Origin of the sequence: Photobacterium kagoshimensis, assembly GCF_050337045.1 — a bacterium.
In the GTDB taxonomy this organism is placed as follows: Bacteria; Pseudomonadota; Gammaproteobacteria; order Enterobacterales; family Vibrionaceae; genus Photobacterium; species Photobacterium kagoshimensis.
This window is the reverse complement of record NZ_JAKJSO010000009.1, coordinates 362,678-384,305: the sequence shown is the minus strand read 5'-3', so window position 1 is coordinate 384,305 and position 21,628 is coordinate 362,678. Positions and strand designations below refer to the sequence as shown.

The following is a 21,628-nucleotide window of genomic DNA, read 5'->3' as shown; positions in this document are numbered from 1 at the left end:
TCTGTATATTCTGAAGTGCGTGTTATTTAGGCAAATATCGCCTAAATACCTTTATTTTGGTCGGTAACCAGTGCAACTGGTAACTGTCATTAAACGATACCCAAAAAGCCCTATTATTGGTAGCGCTTTAGTGTGCTTTTTGCATCTAATGCAGCAAGATAATCCAACTTTTCGCTAATTTTCGTTTCCAAGCCACGGTTTGTTGGCACATAGAAGCGAGTATCTTTTAATTCTGGTGGGAAATAGCTCTCGCCAGCAGCATACGCGCCTGGTTCATCGTGCGCGTAACGATATTCAGCGCCATAGCCCAAATCTTTCATTAATTTGGTTGGTGCATTACGTAAATGCGGAGGCACTTCGTAATCAGGGTGATTACTGGCTAGCTGCTTCGCTTGACTAAACGCGGTATAAACAGCATTACTCTTTGGTGCACAGGCCAAATAAACGATAGCTTGAGCAATCGCACGTTCACCTTCGTAAGCACCTACACGGGTATAACAATCCCATGCTGATACCGCCACTTGCATGGCGCGCGGGTCGGCATTGCCCACATCTTCAGATGCGATAGCCAATAAACGACGTGCAATATAAAGCGGATCGCACCCTGCTTGCAGCATTCTGGCAAACCAATAAAGTGCACCGTCTGGGCTTGAGCCTCGAATAGACTTATGCACAGCAGATATCATGTCGTACCAAAGGTCACCTTTGTTATCAAAGCGTGCAACTTTTTCACCTGCGACTTCGGCTAATAAAGCCAAGGTGATTTGCTTAATCCCTTTGCTATCTTCTTCTGCCATATCAATAAGCTGTTCAAGATAGTTCAAAGACATCCGTGCATCACCACATACAAGCTCTGCTAAGCGCGCTTTTACATCGTCAATAAACGCAAGGTTATCATCGGTAATACCGCGTTCACTGTCTGACAGGGCTTGCTCAATCACTTCTAAAATGTCGTCGTTTTCTAACGATTTCAGCTTGTAAACGCGAGCACGAGAGAGCAAAGCGTTATTCAACTCAAAGGAAGGGTTTTCCGTTGTCGCACCAATAAAGGTAACAGTACCGTCTTCAATATGCGGTAAAAACGCATCTTGCTGGCTTTTATTAAAGCGATGCACCTCATCCACAAACAAAATAGTACGACGGCCTGCCATTTTATTTTCACGCGCTTTATCAATCGCGGCACGAATGTCTTTTACGCCAGAGGTCACCGCAGACACACGCTCCACTTCAGCTTGCGCATAATTTGCAGCCACTTCAGCCAAGGTGGTTTTACCTGTGCCGGGTGGGCCCCAAAGGATCATGGAATGAAGGTGGCCCGCTTCTAACGCACGGCGTAGTGGCTTACCTTCCCCCAGAATATGACGCTGGCCAATGTATTCTTGAACCGTCCGTGGACGCATTCGCGCCGCTAAAGGGCGAAAATCAGAAGAGAAATCTAGCCTCAAATTGCTCACGGTAACCCCTTGAATAACAAAAGGTGACCCATAAGGCCACCTATAAAATCTTAACGAACAATCATCATCAGCAGATTTCGATTGCTAGACACTTAGTGTAACGAACAAGGATTCAACACGATTAGTTGCGTTGATCATCCAGCTCTACGCCTTTCGGCGGCACAAAGGTAAACATGCTCGCTTTAGGTTCTGACTTTTTAAATTGGCTGAACGTAAATTGGCTACGTTGACCATCTTGTTCGATAACAGAGAAACCACGCACTTCACCCGATTTCGCCACAGTAACAACAAATTTACCCATCGAGGTATTGGCGGCTTTAGGCGTTAACGTAAAGGTATCAGCGGTTTGTGCAACATTGTAATCTGCCCAGTCCGCATCACTATTGCGCGTGAGCAATACAAATGGCGTTTGCTCTGTCGCATCCTTTAGCCACATTGCGGTTACTTGCTCAATAAACGGGCTGTAATACCATAAGGTTTTACCGTCTGATACCAGCATATTTTCATCAGGCGTCAACGTATTCCAACGAAAAAGGTTAGGACGTTTAATCGCCATATCCCCTTCGCCTTCCACCAGCAAATCACCTTCTGGGCTCACGACTTTTTGAGCAAAAGACGCACTAAAAGCATTCACTTTATCTAATCGAGTGCTTAATTCTTGCTGAGGCGTCGCCCAAGCGGCAGCTGTCATCAATAACGGCGCCATCAATAGCGGGCCAATCAATAAACGTTTCACAAGTGTATTTTTAATCATTATTTAACCTTATCTCATCAGGCCTGCACGAGATTTATCGTCATGCAGACACTGTATATTAATCGCGTGGTGGCGGCGCTGGCGCAAGCACTTCACGGTTACCGTTATGCCCAGGAGCACTCACAATACCATGCGACTCAAGCTGCTCAACAATGCGAGCGGCTCGGTTATAACCAATTTTAAATTTACGTTGTACACCAGATACTGAGCCTCGGCGCGTTTCAGTCACAAAAGCAGCAACTTGATCAAATAGCTGATCTAAATCATCGTCGCCACCGACTGGTGTTTCACCGGGTAGCAAACCTTCCGAACCCTGATCTGAATTAAGAATACCATCAATGTACTGTGGCTTCGCACGCGCTTTCCAATCGTTAACAACATTGTGTACATCATCATCTGACGCAAACGCGCCGTGAACACGTACAGGGTGGTTTTGGCCTGCAGGCAAGTACAACATATCACCCATACCTAAAAGTGATTCAGCCCCACCCTGATCAAGAATGGTACGTGAGTCTGTTTTAGTCGATACAGTAAACGCCATGCGACTTGGAATATTCGCTTTAATCAAACCCGTGATCACATCTACCGATGGGCGCTGGGTTGCTAATACTAAGTGAATACCCGCCGCACGTGCTTTTTGAGCAAGTCGCGCGATCAGTTCTTCAACTTTTTTACCTACAACCATCATTAAGTCGGCAAACTCATCGACAATAACAACAATGCTTGGCATTTTCTCAAGCAACGGCGCATGCTCATCCATGCTATCACCCGGCTGCCATAATGGGTCGTAAATTGGGTGCCCTGCATCCGCGGCTTCTTTGAGCTTAGCATTAAAGCCTGCAAGGTTACGGACCCCAACAGCAGCCATCAGCTTGTAGCGGCGTTCCATCTCACCCACACACCAACGCAGTGCATTACCAGCATCTTTCATGTCGGTAACCACTTCCGTGAGTAGGTGTGGGATACCTTCATAAATAGAAAGTTCCAACATTTTCGGGTCAATCATGATGAAGCGACACTCATCTGGCGTACATTTGTACAGCAGACTCACAATCATGACGTTCACACCGACCGACTTACCAGAGCCTGTGGTACCCGCCACCAGCAAGTGTGGCATTTTACAAAGATCGGCCACCACAGCTTCACCCGCAATGTCATAGCCTAATACGATTGGCAGTGCGCCTTTCATGTCTTTGAACTTTTCGCTATCAACCACTTGCGACATATAAACTGTTTCGCGGTTCACATTTGGCAGCTCTAAGCCTATGTAAGGTTTACCCGGAATCACTTCAACCACACGCACAGCAGTGGCAGACAAGGCTCGTGCTAAATCTTTTGATAAGCCTGAAATACGGCTTACCTTCACACCCGCCGCAAGGTCTAGCTCATAACGGGTAATAACAGGGCCTGGGTACACGCCAACCACTTTGGCTTTAATTTTGTAGTCAGCCAACTTAGATTCAACCAAGCGCGCAGTGTGCATCAGCTCTTCTTCGGTTGCTGGCTGAACGTTTTGGCGCGCTGGCGCAAGTAAGTCAATCGTGGGCATTGGAGAAGTCGGTACTGGCAAATCGGCTTCTGCTTTCATCAAGAAAGGATTATCAAGCCCTGCAGCATGAACCTGTTCTTTTTGTGCATCTCGAATACGTTTTAGGAACGCATCTTCATCACTTATGTCTTCTGCTGCGTTATCAACTAATTCACCACTTAATGCATCGCTATCTGCCTGCTGAGCACGCTCTAATTCAGACAAACCATCATGCACTCCAATTTCGATATTAGCGGCTGGCGAGTCTTCGTAGCTTGCCTCTTCTATAACAGCAGGCTCCGTCGCTGGTGTCTGGATTGCTGACGGCACGGGTTGTGGGACTGCAGGTGTCACGGCGACTGGTTCAGGGGCTGGCTCAGGTACAAACGCAGGTTCACTCACAGCTTGCGCGGTTAACGCAGCAGAAGATGCGGTAATTGAATCTGGCGACATGGGTGTTAATTCAATCGCAGGTTCATCCGTTTCAATGGCATCAAATTCATGGTTAAACATAGATGCGCTATCAGCACTTTCTTCTGCGGTGAAAGAAGCCGCTTGTTCAAGCACAGTCTCTGTCGCCGCTTCTGTTATCGGTTGCTGTACAGGCTGAGGCGGTTGCTGCGCTTGTGTATGAGCAGGAATGTCTACCGCTGTTGGCTCTGACTCATCAACATACATCGTAAAATTTTCATCACGATCGAGCTGTTGCTCTAGCTGCGCGATTGTCATGCCTTTGGCTTGCATGGTTGAGTTAACGGTAACAGGAGCATCTTCAACATCAACAGAAGACGGAGCTGCCGCCATCGTTTCTGGTGACAGCGTCGCTGCCGCCGTACTCGCCGTAGCGGTCACAGCCATGACTGGCGCAGTACTTGTAGCCGGTGCTGGACGCGGATTAATCACAATACGCGGCATGTCGTCATCTTGTGGCGGATTAACCGTCGGAGTGTGTTGCGTTATTGGCTGAAGACTTGGCTGGTTATCTTCAACTTGCGTGATAACTGGACGGCTGTTAGATGCCAATAAGACATCATCGGCATCGGGTGTAGCATCTTGCAAACCATGGCCTGCAAAAGGGTTATCCTCGCGATGTAAATCTTCAACGCTAGGTTCTACGGCAAAAGGCTCATCTTTTGCAAACGAGGTTAATGTTTCTGAACGATCAGAGCGAACCTTATTCAGCAGCCAAGCCATCGCACCCAAGGTGCTCTCCCCCAGCGTATCAACAATCGTCAACCATGAGATGCCAGTGAACAGGGTAAAACCTACCGCCCACAAAAACATCATGACTAGCGTGGTGCCTAATAGGTTAAACAGCGGTAATGCCATATTAGACACCACATCACCTATCACCCCACCCGATGAGAAATACCAGATATCATCGAAGTTAAGATCAGCCAGACTACAGCTTGCTAAAAAGAGAATCAGCATCCCCAACAAACGTGTGCCGTAAATCATAAAATCAATAGGCTCACGATCACCACGGCGACGGAATAACACCCACGCAGCAAGTACAACCGCAACAGGCAGTGAATATGCGAGTGAACCAAAAGTGAAGAACAGGCTATCGGCAACAAATGCACCAAATGCGCCCGCTTTATTCTGCACCGGGCCTTGCCACGCTGTTTGTGACCATGAAGGGTCTGCGGGATCAAAACTTACCAATGCAACCATCATATAAATAGCTGCAAAGAGCGCAATTATAAGAAAGCTTTCCAGTAAACGTTGGCCGCCACTTAAGCGAATTTTCGTTGACTGCTTGCCTTTAACCTTCCTCAAAGAAATCTCCATTGTCATTGCTGCTGGCTACTCCCGTTACACTCTCTGGGTTATTTATGATTTTTATTGCTTCAAGTGAAACTGACTTAGCAAAATTCATTTTACGAATATTATCTGTATCGATGTTATACCAGATCTGCCCATCAAGGAAAAAACCACTGGATAACTGATCAGTCTATTGTAATCGTTTATGGCGAGGAATAACGCATGGAATTGTTAAAACACACGAATAATCGGTGAATTTTAAAGCAATTAGATCGACAGATACGGTAATGCGGTAGCGATATCACATTACGCGAGATGATTGATAAGACGTAGAAACAATTCAAGCGACCGAGGCCGCTTGAATATTTATAGAGAAACCGACAACTATTGCATTAAAATACGATTAGCGTGTTTTAATAACAAGATGATTAGTTTGCTTCACTTCTTCCATAACTACGTATGTACGCGTGTCATTCACACCAGGAAGGCGCAATAGGGTTTCACCCAATAACTTACGGTACGCAGACATATCAGACACACGTGTTTTAAGTAGATAGTCAAAATCACCAGATACTAGATGACATTCTTGAATGCCCTCAAGCTCTTGCACTGATTTATTAAACTCTTCAAACACATCTGGTGTGCCACGGTTAAGTGTAATCTCAACGAACACCAATAAAGACGCGTCAAGGAATTGAGGATTCAACAGTGCAGTGTAACCACTAATGTAAGCTTGTCGCTCTAGGCGGCGTACACGCTCAAGACACGGTGTTGGTGAAAGCCCTACACGCTTAGACAGCTCAACGTTCGAAATTCGGCCATCTTTCTGTAGTTCGTTCAGAATGTTACGGTCAATGCGATCCAATTCCTTGGATGGTTTCTTTTTGGTATCTACCATTTTTTATTCCACCTTCTTACTTCCTTGCAAAAAAATATACTACATCTTTCTAATATTTAGAATCAAATACTCTAGTAGTCAAACTATACTGCCATTAGATCCGCATTTATAACCTTCTCAATAGCACGTCACACTATAATATAGTGAGGAGCGCAGGATGATCATTGGTGTACCCAAAGAGATAAAGAATCACGAATATCGAGTGGGGTTAACCCCTGCCAGTGTTCGTGAACTTGTACTACTCGGCCACCAGGTTCTTATTGAATCTAATGCAGCCATTGGTATCGGCTTTATTGATGCTGACTACCAAGCTGTAGGTGCTTCCATTATTTCTACGGCTAAAGAAGTTTTTACCAGATCAGAGATGATTATTAAAGTAAAAGAGCCTCAAGCAGTAGAAAGAGCTATGCTTCGTGAAGGACAGATACTATTCACCTACCTCCACCTCGCTCCTGATTTTCTTCAAACCAAAGAACTTATCCACAGCAAAGCCATTTGCATCGCTTACGAAACAGTAACAGATAAATACGGCAGATTACCACTATTAGCACCTATGTCTGAGGTCGCTGGCAGAATGTCCATCCAAGCAGGCGCCCAAACACTAGAGAATTCTAGCGGTGGCCGTGGATTGTTATTAAGTGGTGTTCCCGGTGTTTCCCCCGCAAAAGTGGTTATCTTAGGTGGCGGTGTAGTGGGATCCAACGCTGCAAGAATCGCGGTCGGAATGCGTGCTGATGTCACCATTTTAGACCGAAATATCGACACGCTTCGCGCGTTAGATTGTGAATTTCAAGGCCGTGCAAAAGTGCTTTATTCCACCCAGGAAGCCATCGATAATTTGGTGCCAGAAGCCGATTTAATTATAGGTGCCGTGCTGATACCTGGCGCTGCTGCTCCCAAGCTAATATCAGCTGAGCATATAGATAAAATGAAGGCTGGGTCAGCCTTAGTGGACGTAGCAATTGACCAAGGAGGATGTTTTGAAACCTCGCATCCAACAACCCATACCGACCCTACATTTGTCGTCAATGGCGTTGTCCATTACTGCGTTGCAAACATGCCTGGGGCGGTCGCACGTACGTCGACATTTGCCCTGAACAACGCCACCCTACCCTATGTTATTACACTCGCAGAAAAAGGTTATAAAAAAGCACTGCTTGAAGATGACGGATTCATTAACGGCATGAATGTGATGTATGGCAAAGTCACTTGTAAAGAGGTCGCCGACGCGTTCAACTTGCACTATACCGACCCAAGCGTTGCTATAAGTATGCATTAACTTATAACTAAATATTCTAGATAAGCCTCAGCAAAATGAGGCTTTTTTATCCTTTTTATCACGCTCCACTAGCAAGATAGCCAACATCTATTAATAGAATTGATACTCCTTATCACCAAGTCCTTCCTTTACACCGACAATTTACCTACAATCGAGCACCATATAAGAATTATCTCATTCAGCCTGGAGAAGAAATGAGTAACGTAAGACACTGTAATCTGCTCATCCTTGGTTCTGGTCCTGCTGGCTATACTGCAGCGGTTTATGCAGCTCGTGCGAACCTTAATCCAGTTATGATCACTGGCATGCAGCAAGGCGGCCAACTGACCACCACTACCGAAGTGGAAAACTGGCCAGGTGATGCTGAAGGCCTAACTGGCCCGGCATTAATGGATCGCATGAAAGAACATGCTGAAAAGTTTGAGACTGAAATCATTTTTGATCACATAAGTGAAACTGATTTTAGCCAACGTCCTTTCCGCCTAAAAGGCGATAATGGCGAATACACGTGTGATGCTTTAATCATTTCAACAGGCGCGTCTGCGAAATACCTTGGCCTTGAGTCAGAGGAAGCCTTCAAAGGCCGTGGTGTGTCTGCCTGTGCGACCTGCGATGGTTTCTTCTATCGCAATCAAAAAGTTGCCGTTGTGGGTGGTGGTAATACCGCAGTTGAAGAAGCACTGTACCTGTCAAACATCGCGTCTGAAGTACACCTTATTCACCGCCGTGATACCTTCCGCTCTGAGAAAATCCTTATCAAACGCTTAATGGATAAAGTAGAGAACGGTAATATCATTCTTCACACTGACCGTACACTTGATGAAGTATTAGGTGATGATATGGGTGTAACCGCGGTTCGCATTAAAGACACCCAGTCTGACGCCACCGAAACCATCGAAGTGATGGGCGCATTTATTGCTATTGGCCACCAGCCAAATACGGCAATTTTTGCTGGCCAACTTGAAATGGAAAATGGTTACATCAAAGTCCAATCAGGTACACAAGGCAATGCAACACAAACCAGTGTTGAGGGTGTCTTTGCCGCGGGCGATGTAATGGACCATACCTACCGCCAAGCGATTACCTCCGCCGGCACAGGTTGCATGGCCGCGCTCGATGCAGAGCGTTACCTCGATGCGCTTGAAGAGCAACAATAATACGTGAATATCAAATAGGCTGCCTTGTGCAGCCTTTTTGCGTTAATGGTACCTGCTAATTTACACCGTAATAATGGTACTGTTTATCGCCGCTATACCGCGCTTTGGTACTTAGTTTGTCATTCTCAGTTTGCATGCATAGCACTCAGAGGTTTGACTTGCTAACCTGCCTTTTATCAATAGCTCATAGCTTTTAGAACGTTTTTTTATGGATAAACAATTACAACGCGATTTAACCAAATGGCTCAAATCACAAAGCAAACTAGCAAAACGCTGGTTAATGCTCAGTGTTGGCCTTGGTTTTATCTCTGGGTTGCTTCTGATTGGACAAGCCGCTTTGTTGGCTCATATCCTTCATCAACTCATTATCGAACACACAGACAAAAGTGAACTGGTTAGCCACTTCATAGGGTTAACGGCAGTGGTTGGCTTACGTGCTGCATGTAGCTGGGGGCGAGAAGTCTTTGGTTACCGCTGTGGTGAGCAAATTCGCCTCCATATTCGCCAATTGATCATGCAACGCCTACATAACCTAGGGCCTGCTTATATTAAAGGCAAACCTGCGGGTGCATGGGCGAGCTTAGTGCTAGAGCAAGTGGAAGAGATGCAAGATTTCTTCTCTCGCTACATCCCACAAATGTCGATTGCCGTATTGGTACCCTTCACTATCTTAGTCGTGGTGTTCCCACTCAACTGGGCTGCAGGTTTAATTTTCTTAATTACCGCACCGTTAGTACCTATATTCATGGCACTGGTAGGGCTTGGGGCCGCTGACGCAAACCGTCGCAACTTCAAAGCATTACAGCGTTTATCAGGCCACTTCTTTGACCGTTTACAAGGCTTATCGACACTGCGTTTGTTCAACCGAGCAGAAGCAGAAGCCGAGAACCTGCATGCAGCCTCGGATGTACTGCGTAAACGTACGATGGAAGTGCTGCGTCTTGCCTTCTTGTCATCTGCCGTACTCGAGTTCTTCTCGGCGATCTCAGTGGCGATGGTGGCGGTTTACTTTGGCTTTACCTTCATCGGTGAGCTTAACTTCGGCACCTATGGCGTACCACTCAGCCTATTTACAGGTTTATTCGTGCTGATATTAGCACCTGAGTTTTACCAACCGTTACGTGACTTAGGTACTTTCTACCATGCGAAGGCACAAGCAATCGGCGCGGCTGAATCTATTGTTGAATTCTTAAATGCCGAAGCCGATGAAATGAAGCAAGGTACGGAGAATCTACCGTCACCTGAAACCATTCAGATCGAAGCCAATGCACTAGAAGTACTGAGCCCTGAAGGGCAAGTGCTCGCAGGCCCACTCACCTTTACGATTAAGCCGAACGAACACATTGCGCTTATCGGTCCAAGTGGTGCAGGTAAAACCAGCTTATTAAACACGATACTTGGTTTCTTGCCTTATCGAGGCAGCCTTAAAGTGAACGGCATTGAACTGAAATCTTTAGATCACAGCCAATGGCGCCAAGCGATCAGCTGGGTGGGTCAAAACCCCATGCTGGTTCATGGCACTGTGCGCGATAACATCACACTGGGTAATCCCCTTGCGACCGATGAGCACGTTCGTCAAGTTAGCCAACAAGCTTATGCCGATGAATTCATCAACCGCTTAGAGTTAGGTGATCAACATATTGTTGGTGATCGCTCAGGTGGCTTATCGGTCGGTCAGGCTCAGCGTATTGCTGTTGCCCGTGCCATGTTACAAAACGGGGCTTTCTGGCTACTTGATGAGCCTACCGCCAGCCTAGATGCAAATAGCGAGCGCCTTGTACTCGATAGTTTATCTATCGCTGTGCGTGGCCAAACCACACTGATGGTGAGTCATCGCCTTGATCAACTCTCAATGATGGATCGTGTCTTTGTGATGGATAACGGCCAATTGGTGCAAGATGGTCATTTCGATACGATTCGTGAACAAGGTCTGCTTGCTGAAATGTTAGCGAACAAAGATATGAGGGATCTCGATGCGTGATTTACTCCCTTACCTAAAACTGTACCGTAAGCACTGGTTTGGTCTGACACTGGGTATGCTGCTGGGCTTAGGTACGGTACTGGCGGCAATGAGCCTATTAACCTTATCTGGTTGGTTTATTTCGGCGTCTGCGATTGCTGGCTTAACCATTGCACGCGAAACCTTTAACTATATGTTACCTGGCGCAGGCGTTCGTGGCTTTTCCATGGCCAGAACCGCGGGGCGTTGGGGTGAGCGCGTCGTCAGCCACAATGCAACATTCAAGTTGCTGGCTGATTTACGCCTGTTCTTCTTCCGCAAGTTAACGCCTCTTATTCCAGGCCGTCAGACCAACCTGCGCGATGCTGATTTATTGAACCGCTTAGTGGCCGATGTCGATGCAATGGACCATGTCTATCTTCGTTTGATCAGCCCATTAGTGATTGGCGTAATTGGCTTAATGTCGATTACTGCTTTCTTGTGCTACTTCGATATGGCTATCGGCCTGACCCTTGGTGCTATCCTGCTGTGTTTGATGCTCACCTTACCTGTGATCTTCTACCGACTAGGTAAAGCCAACGGTGAAGCCCTAACCATGGCCAAAGCAAACTATCGAGTAAAACTGCTTGATTGGTTACAAGGCCATGCCGAATTACTGCTGTTTAACGCAGAGAAACGTTACCGCCAAGAAGCCGAGCAAGAGCAAGACAGTCTGTTAGATGCGCAACGTAAAATGGCGTCGCTAACAGGTTTTGCCAATGCGATTTTGATGGCCTCTACCGGTTGGACTCTAGTGCTGATCACTTGGATTGCCGCAGATGGGGTTGGCGGTAACCTGCCAGATCCTTTCATCGCCTTGGTTGCCTTTGCCACGATGGCGAGTTTCGAGATGATGATGCCTGTTGCGGGTGCCTTCCAGTACTTAGGACAAACTCTAACTTCGGCGCGTCGTTTAAATGAAATCATCGAAGCGACACCTGATACGCCGTTTGACCCTAATGGCCATCAAGCGGTTGTGCGTGGTGATATCACTATCGATAACATCAGTTACACCTACTACGGCAGTGATCAGCCAGTGCTTCACCAAGTGTCGGTTAACCTGCAAGCCGGTCAAAAACTCGCGTTACTGGGCCGAACTGGCTGTGGTAAATCCACCTTATTGCAACTACTGACCCGTAGCTGGGATCCACAGCAAGGTAGTATCAGCATTGATGGCATCGCACTGCCACAATGGCATGAAGCTTCACTACGTGATGCCATTACGGTTGTCAGCCAGCGAGTCGACGTGTTCAATGGTTCACTACGTGAAAACTTATTGTTAGCCAAGCCCAAAGCCACCGATGCGGAATTAGCAGCCGCGCTGCAACAAGTCGGCCTTGATGCTTTGCTTGAAGATAAAGCACTGGATACCTGGTTAGGTGAAGGAGGTCGTCAGATCTCGGGGGGGGAACGCCGTCGTATTGGTATTGCGCGTGCCTTATTACACGATGCGCCGATCCTACTTTTGGATGAACCAACAGAAGGACTAGACCGTCGTACCGAACAGCAAATTCTGCGTTTATTAATGGATCACGCGAAAGACAAAACGGTACTCTTCATTACCCACCGTCTTGTTGGCTTAGATCAAATGGACCACATTTGCTTGATGGATGAAGGGCAGATCATCGAACAAGGCAAGCATCAGGCACTGCTTGAGCGCAATGGTCGTTACACTGAGTTGTGCAACCGCCTTTAAAATAGCGAACAATAGTATAAAAACGGGTGGCCAGTGGTCACCCGTTTTCTTTTATATCGCACTAACGCCATCGCTAGTAGCGCCATAATTAGGAACTGTTTACGGATACGTTTTGTCTACACGTACCCCGTCATTGAAATATAAAATACGGACATTATCACCACGATTGAAAATCATACTTTGATCAACATCTTGAATCACATCAATGAACTTACCCTCTTCGCTTTTAATCAATAGCTCAACCAAGCGATATTGAATCACTTGCTGTGTATTCTGCCGATTATGCGCATAGCCAGCCCCAGCCACAACCCCCACAGCAGTGGCAACTTCACGGCCTCGACCACCACCAAATTGGTTACCAATCAAGCCGCCGACAACGCCCCCTAATAGGGTTTCCCAGCCATTATGTTGCGAGTTAATCACCTCTTGCTGAGTAATATAACGAACAGAGTCAACATGCCCAAAGACAATCTGGTTCACTGCGCGCGCTTCATTGCGTTTATAAGGGGCCGCTGTCAACGTCAGAGGGACGATTAGCAGTAACATTAACAACTTTCTCATATATAATTTCCCTACTAACAGTTATTAGTTTGATTATATGGCTATTTATTTACCTGAATTGAGTTTATCAACAACTCAATTTCCGCATCCAATTCGTGCTCTTGATGAGCCTAATGGCCTCCTTGCGTTTGGCGGCGATCTATCACCGCAACGCTTACTGGCCGCCTATCAACAAGGCATCTTCCCTTGGTACTCAGAAGGCGAGCCCATTTTATGGTGGAGCCCTGCACCTCGTGCTGTCTTTTGCCCCGACACCTTCAAGCCCAGTAAAAGCCTGCGTAAATTCGCTCGTAAGTCAGGTTACCAGATCACCCTGAACCACGCCTGTGCTGAGGTTATCGAGCAATGTGCGGCTTGTCGTGGCCCGGAAGAAACGTGGATCATGCCTGAAATGATTGCCGCCTATAAAGCCATGCATTTACAAGGGTACTGCCATTCGGTCGAAGTCTGGTTAGACGGCCGTTTAGTCGGGGGGTTATACGGCATTCAGGTTGGCTCCGTTTTTTGTGGCGAGTCAATGTTTACCCTTGCAGACAACGCATCAAAAATTGCACTCTGGTACTTTATCAGACATTTCAAAGCCCATGGTGGTTCACTGATTGATTGTCAGATCATGAATGACCATCTGCAATCCCTTGGCGCAAGTACATGCGAACGTGAACCATTTTTGGCACACCTTTGCGAGGCAAAAAATGCCATACTTGAAACTGGCTGCTTCACCCCACAAATTTTAGAGATGCCAATAGAGTAACCATGAATGATCTTAGTTTTCGTATCGGATTAACGCCGACATCAGGGTGTAATTATCTCCCCAACCAGCAAGAGCAGCTCGGCGTGGTGATAGACCCTGAGTGGTTAAGTCCACATGGCTATCAACTCTTAATTGCATCTGGTTATCGTCGTAGTGGCAAAGCGATCTACAAACCTATGTGTACCGCCTGCCAAGCCTGCGTACCTTTGCGGGTCGATTGTTTCTTATTTTCGCCCTCCAAAAGTCAAAAGCGCCAACTTAACCAGATGAAAAAGCTGCGGTGGGAATTTAAATCTCAATTAGACTCTGATTGGTTTACCCTGTATGAAAAGTACATCACAGCTCGACATGCTGATGGCTCCATGTACCCGCCCAACAAGGAACACTTCTTTGAGTTTAGTACTGCGGAGTGGATGGATAGCTTGTTCCTTCATGTTTATGAAGGCAACACACTCATCGCAATTGCGGTTACTGATGTTTTTGAACATGCTTTGAGTGCGGTCTATAGTTTTTTCGATCCTGACTCCCCACTGTCTCTTGGGACACTCTGTGTACTATTCCAGATCCAGTATTCTCGTAATACGGGTCGGCGCTGGCTTTACCCTGGGTATCAAATTGACGACTGTAAAGCGATGAATTACAAAGTGCGCTTTCAGCCTCACCAAAAACTCATCAATGGTCAGTGGCATTCGGAATAAGCTTATATTGCTCTAATTTCATGCTCTCAAACATATTTTGGTTGCAACTGTGGGCTCTATTTACACAAAAAGATAAATAAATCCGTATTAATCCAGAACAAAAGCTGACAAAGGATCCCTGCAAGGGTAAAATTGCGTCCTAAACTTTACACTCAAACAGTTTCGAGGCATTATCCAGCCCGATCAGAAGAATGGCTGGTAGCCTAAGAGGATTCAATGGCAAAAGAAGACGTAATTGAAATGCAAGGTACTGTACTTGATACACTACCTAACACAATGTTCCGCGTTGAGCTAGAAAACGGTCACGTTGTTACCGCTCACATCTCTGGTAAAATGCGCAAAAACTACATCCGTATTCTTACTGGCGACAAAGTAACTGTGGAACTGACTCCATACGACCTAACTAAAGGCCGTATCGTCTTCCGTGCTCGTTAATCTTTTATAGATTAAAGAATGCAGATGAAACCCAGCATTATGCTGGGTTTTATTTATCTATCAAAACCACCCTATCTCCTCGTTACCTCCCTGTTTTCAAGCCTGCTACGTCACCATCAAAATAATTCATCGTCGCGATGAAATTATTTTATTTGCCTCATTTTGTATTCAGTTGTTTAATCGCACCGCACCCAGTTGTCTCACTATACTTATTCAACCGAGGTGTAGACGGGTTCAGCCATGAACCTCATCTTTCTTTCATACCGTGAACTTTTTGACAGCACGGCCATGTAGGAATGCCAATGAAACCTCTCGCAATCCACGATGCACTAGTACAACTTAGTCTAGTGACCGTTTGCGATAACGCAGCCAATATTCCCTCTCAAAAAATTACGCTAACGCCGTCGACATCAATGGCCCGTCGCAAGAAAAGGACGTCATTAAGGCGAAGTCAACGAGCTTCGTTAGCCTGATTAATATGGCTTAATCGGTTTCACTCAGCTTACGATACGTATCATTTTCTAAAGCGCTCTATCTCGCTTTTTAAATGACGACACCCTTTCGTATGCCTGATGAATATTATCCACTTGGTGCTTGCAGCCTAACAGCATACCTTTCAACTGCTGTCATAAATGCCTGCTGCTTGCCCGCAATCACTGATCGAGGAAAAAACATGAGTGATTGGTCTATCAATGATGCACGCGACGTCTACAACACCCCATACTGGGGTCAAGGCTACTTTGACATTAACGCGCAAGGCGAAGTTATTGCAAAGCCTGACAATCTTAATCCGAACAATACCATCGCTCTTTCACAGTTAGCTGATGAGCTGATTGCCAAAGGAGCATCACTACCAGTATTAGTTCGTTTTCCTGATATTTTGCATCATCGGGTGGACAGTCTGTGTTCAACCTTTAACCAAGCAATTGAACACTACGGCTACCAAGGAGAATACCTTGCGGTTTACCCAATTAAGGTAAACCAACAAGATGCTGTTGTAAGTGAAATTTTAGCCAGTCAATACGCTAAACAGCAACGTCAACTGGGCCTAGAAGCAGGCAGTAAACCTGAATTAATGGCTGTATTGGCCATGGCGCAACAAGCAAGTTCAGTGATTGTTTGTAACGGCTACAAAGACCGTGAATACATTCGCTTAGCCTTAATTGGCGAAAAACTCGGCCACGAAGTGTATATCGTGCTAGAGAAACTGTCTGAGCTGCGCACCGTGATGGAAGAGGCAAAAGCACTCGGCGTGAGACCACGTCTAGGTTTGCGTGCTCGCCTTTCTTCACAAGGTAAAGGAAAGTGGCAAGCAAGCGGTGGTGAAAAATCGAAATTCGGTCTATCCGCTTCTCAAGTGCTCACCGTAATCAACACGCTGCGCGACAATGACATGCAAGACTGTTTACAGTTGTTGCATTTCCACCTTGGGTCTCAAATTGCCAACATTCGCGATGTACGCAATGGTGTAGGTGAAGCGGGACGTGTCTATGCGGAACTGTGCAAACTGGGTGCAGGCATTACCACTGTCGATGTTGGTGGCGGCTTAGCGGTGGATTACGAGGGCACACGTAGCCAAAGTAGTTGTTCTATGAACTACAGCCTGCGTGAATACGCAAATAACGTGGTTTATACGCTAGGTGACATCTGTAAAGAGTATGATATTTGTATGCCACGTATCATCTCTGAATCAGGCCGTAACTTAACAGCGCACCATGCGGTTCTCATTACCGATGTGGTCGGTGTGGAAAGCTACAAGCAAGAATCCGTGTATCCGCCAGAAGCGACTGCACCACTGATTTTACATAACATGTGGAATTCTTGGCAGGATCTGAAAGCACTGAGCGATCACCGTTCGCTGGTTGAAATTTACCATGATAACCAAAGTGATTTAGCCGAAGTGCATACCCAATTTGCCATGGGTATGTTGAGCTTTACCGAGCGCGCATGGGCTGAACAAATCAGCTTACGTTTATGCTACGAACTAGAGAAGCGACTCTCAACTAAAAACCGTGCACACCGCCCATTATTAGACGAAATGCACGAGCGTTTAGCTGATAAGTTCTTTGTGAACTTCTCACTATTCCAATCACTGCCAGATGCATGGGGAATTGATCAAATCTTCCCTGTGCTACCACTTAGCAAATTGGATAAAGAACCTGAGCGTCGCGCAGTGATCTTAGATGTCACCTGTGACTCTGATGGTGCTATCGACCAATACGTGGAAGGCCAAGGCATTGAAAGTACTCTAGCCGTCCCAACTTGGACCGATGAATCACCATATCGTTTAGGTTTCTTTATGGTTGGAGCCTATCAAGAAGTGCTTGGTAATATGCACAACTTGTTTGGCGATACTGATACTGCGATTGTTCGTTGTAATGAAGCTGGTAGTTATGACATCGAGCAAATCGTGCGTGGTGACAGCGTGGGTGATGTATTGCGCTATGTTCACCTTGATTCAGAGCAGTTCTTACACCAGTACGAATTGATGGTGAAACAGCATCTACCTGAAGATCAACATGACAGTATTTTGGCTGAACTGGCGGAAGGCTTGAAGGGCTACACCTACCTAGAGCAATAACTGCTAGGTAATCAGTCCGCTGTTATCACTAACGTATTCAACCCAGCTCGGATCTCGGTTCGAGCTGTTAGGAGCTTTGAATTATGGCAACACTTGCGACACATCCAGATTACTCCTTATATGCCAATGCTTTTGGCTTTTTACGCCAGCCATTAGCCTTCAACCCGCAAGCATCAGACGCTGATGTGATTATCACCGGCGTACCGTTTGACATGGCAACCACAGGCCGCTCAGGTAGCCGAATGGGTCCTGGTGCTATTCGTCAGATATCGACCAATCTTGCTTGGGAAGGTAAACGTTGGCCTTGGTCTTTTACCTTAACCGACAAAATTAGCATGGCGGATTGTGGTGACTTGGTGTTTGACAGTGGCGATGCAGGCCAAATGTGTGAACGCCTTGAGCAACATGCCACCAGCCTGCTTGAGCAAGGCAAGACCTTACTAACATTTGGTGGTGATCACTTTGTCACCCTACCTTTATTACGTGCACATGCGAAAAAGCACGGTGAGATGGCACTGATCCATTTCGACGCCCACACCGATACCTATGATATGGGCAGCCAGTACGATCACGGCACCATGTTTTATCATGCACCAAACGAAGGCTTGATCGATCCTAAACATTCAGTGCAAATTGGTATTCGTACTGATTATGACAACAAACTTGGCTTCAATGTGATAGATGCAGGCACCGCCAATGATTGGTCGGTAGAGCAAATTGTCGAAAACATTAAGCAAACCGTTGGCGATCGCCCTGTTTACCTCACATTTGATATTGATTGTCTTGATCCTGCTTTTGCACCGGGCACAGGCACGCCTGTTTGTGGTGGCTTAACCTCAGATAAAGCACTCAAGATTATCCGTGGCTTACAGGGTATCAACCTCATAGGCATGGATGTGGTCGAAGTTGCGCCAGCTTACGATCATGCTGATATGACAGCATTAGCGGCAGCCACTATCGCTACCGACTTATTGCATCTATGGGCCAGCCAACGCTAAGGCTTTTCTGCTACAGACGCACAATAATTAGATAAAAAATAACCGCCAGATTGGCGGTTATTTTCTTTGTTACTCAGATAATGCAGAGATTAATGCGCAGGTTCCATTTCACTACTGAACTGGAAGTCCAACTCATCATTAATCAAATCAACACGCACCGAACCACCATTGGTTAGGCAGCCAAACAGCAGTTCGTTTGCCATTGGTTTTTTAAGGTTCTCTTGAATAACACGAGCCATTGGACGAGCACCCATTGCTTTATCATAGCCTTTATCTGATAGCCATTGACGAGCAACTTCAGACACTTCCATTGAAACGCCACGCGCATCAAGCTGTGCTTGTAACTCGACAATGAACTTATCAACCACTTGGTGAATCACGTCTTTTTCAAGATGGTTAAACCAAATGATGTTATCAAGACGGTTACGGAATTCAGGTGTAAACACACGTTTAATTTCCGCCATCGCATCGTGGCTGTGATCTTGTTGAATCAGACCAATCGATTTACGTACCGTTTCCGTCACGCCTGCATTGGTTGTCATTACAAAGATAACATTACGGAAGTCAGCTTTACGGCCGTTGTTATCCGTTAGCGTACCGTTATCCATGATTTGCAGCAGCAAATTGAAGACATCTGGGTGTGCTTTTTCGATTTCATCAAGCAACACAACTGAATGCGGTTGTTTGATAACAGCATCTGTTAGCAGACCACCTTGATCGTAACCAACATAGCCCGGAGGTGCACCAATCAAGCGGCTCACTGTATGACGTTCCATGTACTCAGACATATCAAAACGCAGTAACTCGATACCTAAAGTACGTGCCAGCTGAACAGTCACTTCTGTTTTACCTACCCCTGTTGGGCCAGCAAACAAGAATGAACCGACAGGTTTGTTATCAGCACCTAAACCCGCACGACTTAATTTGATCGCTTCTGTTAGCACATCAATCGCAGGATCTTGACCAAATACCAGCATCTTCAATTTACTATCAAGTTTTTGCAATACATCGCGGTCACTTGAAGAAACTGATTTTTCTGGAATACGCGCCATTTTCGCAATCATGGCTTCAATGTCGCTCACGTTCACCGTTTTCTTACGTCGGCTCGCCGGGGCAAGACGACAACGCGCACCCGCTTCATCAATCACATCAATCGCCTTATCAGGCAGGTGACGTTCATTAATGTATTTCGCTGAAAGCTCTACCGCGGCACGAATTGCTTTATTGGTAAAACGAACCTCATGGTGCGCTTCGTATTTCGGCTTCAAGCCCATCAAAATCTTAGTGGTGTCATCTAGCGATGGTTCAATCACATCAATTTTTTGGAAACGACGAGATAACGCACGTTCTTTCTCAAAAATATTGCTGTATTCCTGATAGGTCGTTGAACCCATGCAACGTAGTTTACCGCTACTTAGTAGAGGTTTAATAAGGTTAGCGGCATCAACTTGACCACCCGATGCAGCACCCGCACCAATAATGGTGTGGATCTCATCAATAAAGAGTACCGCATGGTCTTCTTTCTCAAGTTGCTTCAAAATACCTTTAAAGCGTTTCTCGAAATCACCACGGTATTTAGTACCCGCCAGTAATGAACCGATATCCAGCGAGTAAATCACACAGTCTTTAATAATATCAGGCACTTGGCCTTCAACAATACGCCATGCTAAACCTTCCGCAATGGCGGTTTTACCCACACCCGCTTCACCCACTAATAATGGGTTATTTTTACGGCGACGACACAGTACTTGCACCGTACGCTCAAGCTCACCGTCACGACCAATTAATGGGTCGATACCACCCGCTTTCGCCAGTTGGTTAAGGTTAGTCGCAAAATTTTCTAGCTTATCTTCAGAGTTTTGCTCTGCGCGAACTTCTTCACCACCAACATCTGAGCCACTCATATCATCATTGTCACTGTCTTTGACCGTGCCATGAGAGATAAAGTTAACAACATCAAGTCGGCTGATATCGCTTTTCTTAAGCAAGTATGCCGCGTGTGATTCCTGTTCACTGAAAATCGCAACAAGGACATTAGCCCCAGTTACTTCACTTCGACCAGAAGACTGAACATGGAAAACAGCACGTTGAAGTACACGCTGGAAGCTGAGTGTAGGTTGGGTTTCTCGGCTCTCATCATCAGCAGGGATAAGAGGCGTAGTTTGCTCGATAAAAGAATCAAGCTCTTTGCGAAGCTGCTCCAAATCCGCACGACAAGCAATCAATGCCTCTTGTGCTGAAGCATTCTCAAGCAATGCCAGAAGCAAATGCTCGACTGTCATAAATTCATGGCGCTTCTCTCGTGCTCGAGCGAATGCACCATTCAAGCTAGCTTCAAGTTCTTTGTTTAGCATAGGCACCTCCCCTAAATACCACTCAATATGGCGTGCCGGAAAAAGCTAGGCTTTTTCCATCGTACACAACAGCGGATGTTCATGCTCTCTTGCGTGCATCATTACCTGCGCCACTTTTGTTTCAGCGACTTCGGCAGTAAAGGTGCCACAAATTGCTTTTCCTTCATAATGCACCGAAAGCATCAACTGTGTTGCTTTCTCCAGATCCATGGAGAAGAACTTCTGTAACACTTCTATCACAAAATCCATCGGTGTGTAATCATCATTATTTAAAATTACTTTGTACATCGATGGTGGTTTTACTTGAGCTTCTTCCTTATCTAAGACATCAGACTCAGGTACAACCCATTCATATAACTTACTCATAAACCTAACTTATACGCTCGGTAGAAACAAACCAAAAATCAACAATAATCAACAATTTCTATTGCTAACAATCAGTACAGCGCTAGCACTTTTGCCTACCTATATACTGAGACTAATGCACACATTGTATTCCAGCAAATCTAAGATGACCATGCTCAAAGTCTTGCGAGGTGATTCAGCGCAGATCATAAGTACAAACAACATGCATAATCAATGAACACGAGTGCTTTGTAAGCGAAATAGGCATATCGACCAGACTAAAATGGTGTAAAGAGCCTGTAACGTACCAGCTCTGAGACAAGGTAAAAATAGTCCCCACCAATCTTTCATTACGCCACTAGAAAATCATCACTGA

At 46.0% G+C, this 21,628-nt stretch carries 16 protein-coding genes; 9 read left to right on the top strand and 7 right to left on the bottom strand.

The window, feature by feature from the left end; all coding sequences use genetic code 11:
* Positions 1-113: 113 nt before the first annotated feature.
* From L4C35_RS05125 to lrp, 4 genes are all read right to left on the bottom strand, one after another.
* Positions 114-1,454 carry a replication-associated recombination protein A gene (locus tag L4C35_RS05125; protein ID WP_428461852.1) on the bottom strand — a complete coding sequence of 447 codons (1,341 nt, stop codon included), beginning with the start codon at positions 1,452-1,454 and terminating at the stop codon, positions 114-116.
* 121 nt (positions 1,455-1,575) lie between these two features.
* On the bottom strand, positions 1,576-2,208 hold the full coding sequence (gene lolA / locus L4C35_RS05120; protein WP_428461851.1) for an outer membrane lipoprotein periplasmic chaperone LolA: 633 nt from the start codon (positions 2,206-2,208) through the stop codon (positions 1,576-1,578).
* A gap of 58 nt (positions 2,209-2,266) precedes the next feature.
* Positions 2,267-5,515: a DNA translocase FtsK 4TM domain-containing protein gene (locus tag L4C35_RS05115; RefSeq protein ID WP_428461850.1), complete on the bottom strand. Its 3,249-nt coding sequence runs from the start codon at positions 5,513-5,515 to the stop codon at positions 2,267-2,269.
* 388 nt (positions 5,516-5,903) lie between these two features.
* On the bottom strand, positions 5,904-6,398 hold the full coding sequence (gene lrp, locus L4C35_RS05110; protein ID WP_428461849.1) for a leucine-responsive transcriptional regulator Lrp: 495 nt from the start codon (positions 6,396-6,398) through the stop codon (positions 5,904-5,906).
* A gap of 157 nt (positions 6,399-6,555) precedes the next feature.
* Between lrp and ald the strand changes: the two genes are divergently transcribed.
* The 4 genes from ald (at position 6,556) to cydC (ending at position 12,529) form a co-directional block, all read left to right on the top strand.
* Positions 6,556-7,677, top strand: coding sequence for an alanine dehydrogenase (ald, locus tag L4C35_RS05105; protein ID WP_428461848.1), 1,122 nt, complete (start codon positions 6,556-6,558; stop codon positions 7,675-7,677).
* Between the two features lie 194 nt (positions 7,678-7,871).
* Positions 7,872-8,834 carry a thioredoxin-disulfide reductase gene (gene trxB, locus L4C35_RS05100; protein ID WP_048896981.1) on the top strand — a complete coding sequence of 321 codons (963 nt, stop codon included), beginning with the start codon at positions 7,872-7,874 and terminating at the stop codon, positions 8,832-8,834.
* A 208-nt stretch (positions 8,835-9,042) separates the two neighbouring features.
* Positions 9,043-10,815, top strand: coding sequence for a heme ABC transporter permease/ATP-binding protein CydD (cydD, locus tag L4C35_RS05095; RefSeq protein ID WP_428461847.1), 1,773 nt, complete (start codon positions 9,043-9,045; stop codon positions 10,813-10,815).
* Positions 10,808-12,529, top strand: coding sequence for a heme ABC transporter ATP-binding protein/permease CydC (gene cydC, locus L4C35_RS05090; RefSeq protein WP_428461846.1), 1,722 nt, complete (start codon positions 10,808-10,810; stop codon positions 12,527-12,529). The genes cydD and cydC overlap by 8 nt, the downstream gene beginning before the upstream one ends.
* A gap of 99 nt (positions 12,530-12,628) precedes the next feature.
* Here the strand turns inward: cydC and L4C35_RS05085 are convergent, their stop codons facing one another.
* Positions 12,629-13,090 (bottom strand): outer membrane lipoprotein, encoded by a 462-nt coding sequence (locus L4C35_RS05085; RefSeq protein WP_428461845.1) that lies wholly within the window; start codon positions 13,088-13,090, stop codon positions 12,629-12,631.
* Between the two features lie 37 nt (positions 13,091-13,127).
* Between L4C35_RS05085 and aat the strand changes: the two genes are divergently transcribed.
* The 5 genes from aat (at position 13,128) to speB (ending at position 18,553) form a co-directional block, all read left to right on the top strand.
* Entirely contained in the window at positions 13,128-13,841 is a 714-nt protein-coding gene (gene aat / locus L4C35_RS05080) for a leucyl/phenylalanyl-tRNA--protein transferase (RefSeq protein ID WP_428461844.1), read from the top strand.
* A 2-nt stretch (positions 13,842-13,843) separates the two neighbouring features.
* The gene (locus L4C35_RS05075; RefSeq protein ID WP_428461843.1) at positions 13,844-14,539 is read left to right on the top strand and encodes an arginyltransferase; all 696 of its coding nucleotides are present in this window, start codon (positions 13,844-13,846) and stop codon (positions 14,537-14,539) included.
* A gap of 216 nt (positions 14,540-14,755) precedes the next feature.
* A complete protein-coding gene (gene infA / locus L4C35_RS05070; RefSeq protein ID WP_005298441.1) occupies positions 14,756-14,974 on the top strand; it encodes a translation initiation factor IF-1 in 219 nt (72 codons plus the stop codon).
* Between the two features lie 673 nt (positions 14,975-15,647).
* Positions 15,648-17,555, top strand: coding sequence for a biosynthetic arginine decarboxylase (gene speA, locus L4C35_RS05065; protein ID WP_428461842.1), 1,908 nt, complete (start codon positions 15,648-15,650; stop codon positions 17,553-17,555).
* An 83-nt stretch (positions 17,556-17,638) separates the two neighbouring features.
* On the top strand, positions 17,639-18,553 hold the full coding sequence (gene speB, locus L4C35_RS05060) for an agmatinase (protein ID WP_428461841.1): 915 nt from the start codon (positions 17,639-17,641) through the stop codon (positions 18,551-18,553).
* Between the two features lie 89 nt (positions 18,554-18,642).
* Here speB and clpA read toward each other — a convergent pair whose 3' ends face one another.
* Positions 18,643-20,907, bottom strand: coding sequence for an ATP-dependent Clp protease ATP-binding subunit ClpA (gene clpA, locus L4C35_RS05055; RefSeq protein ID WP_428461840.1), 2,265 nt, complete (start codon positions 20,905-20,907; stop codon positions 18,643-18,645).
* 45 nt (positions 20,908-20,952) lie between these two features.
* Positions 20,953-21,273 carry an ATP-dependent Clp protease adapter ClpS gene (gene clpS / locus L4C35_RS05050; RefSeq protein ID WP_048896972.1) on the bottom strand — a complete coding sequence of 107 codons (321 nt, stop codon included), beginning with the start codon at positions 21,271-21,273 and terminating at the stop codon, positions 20,953-20,955.
* Positions 21,274-21,628: the final 355 nt, after the last annotated feature.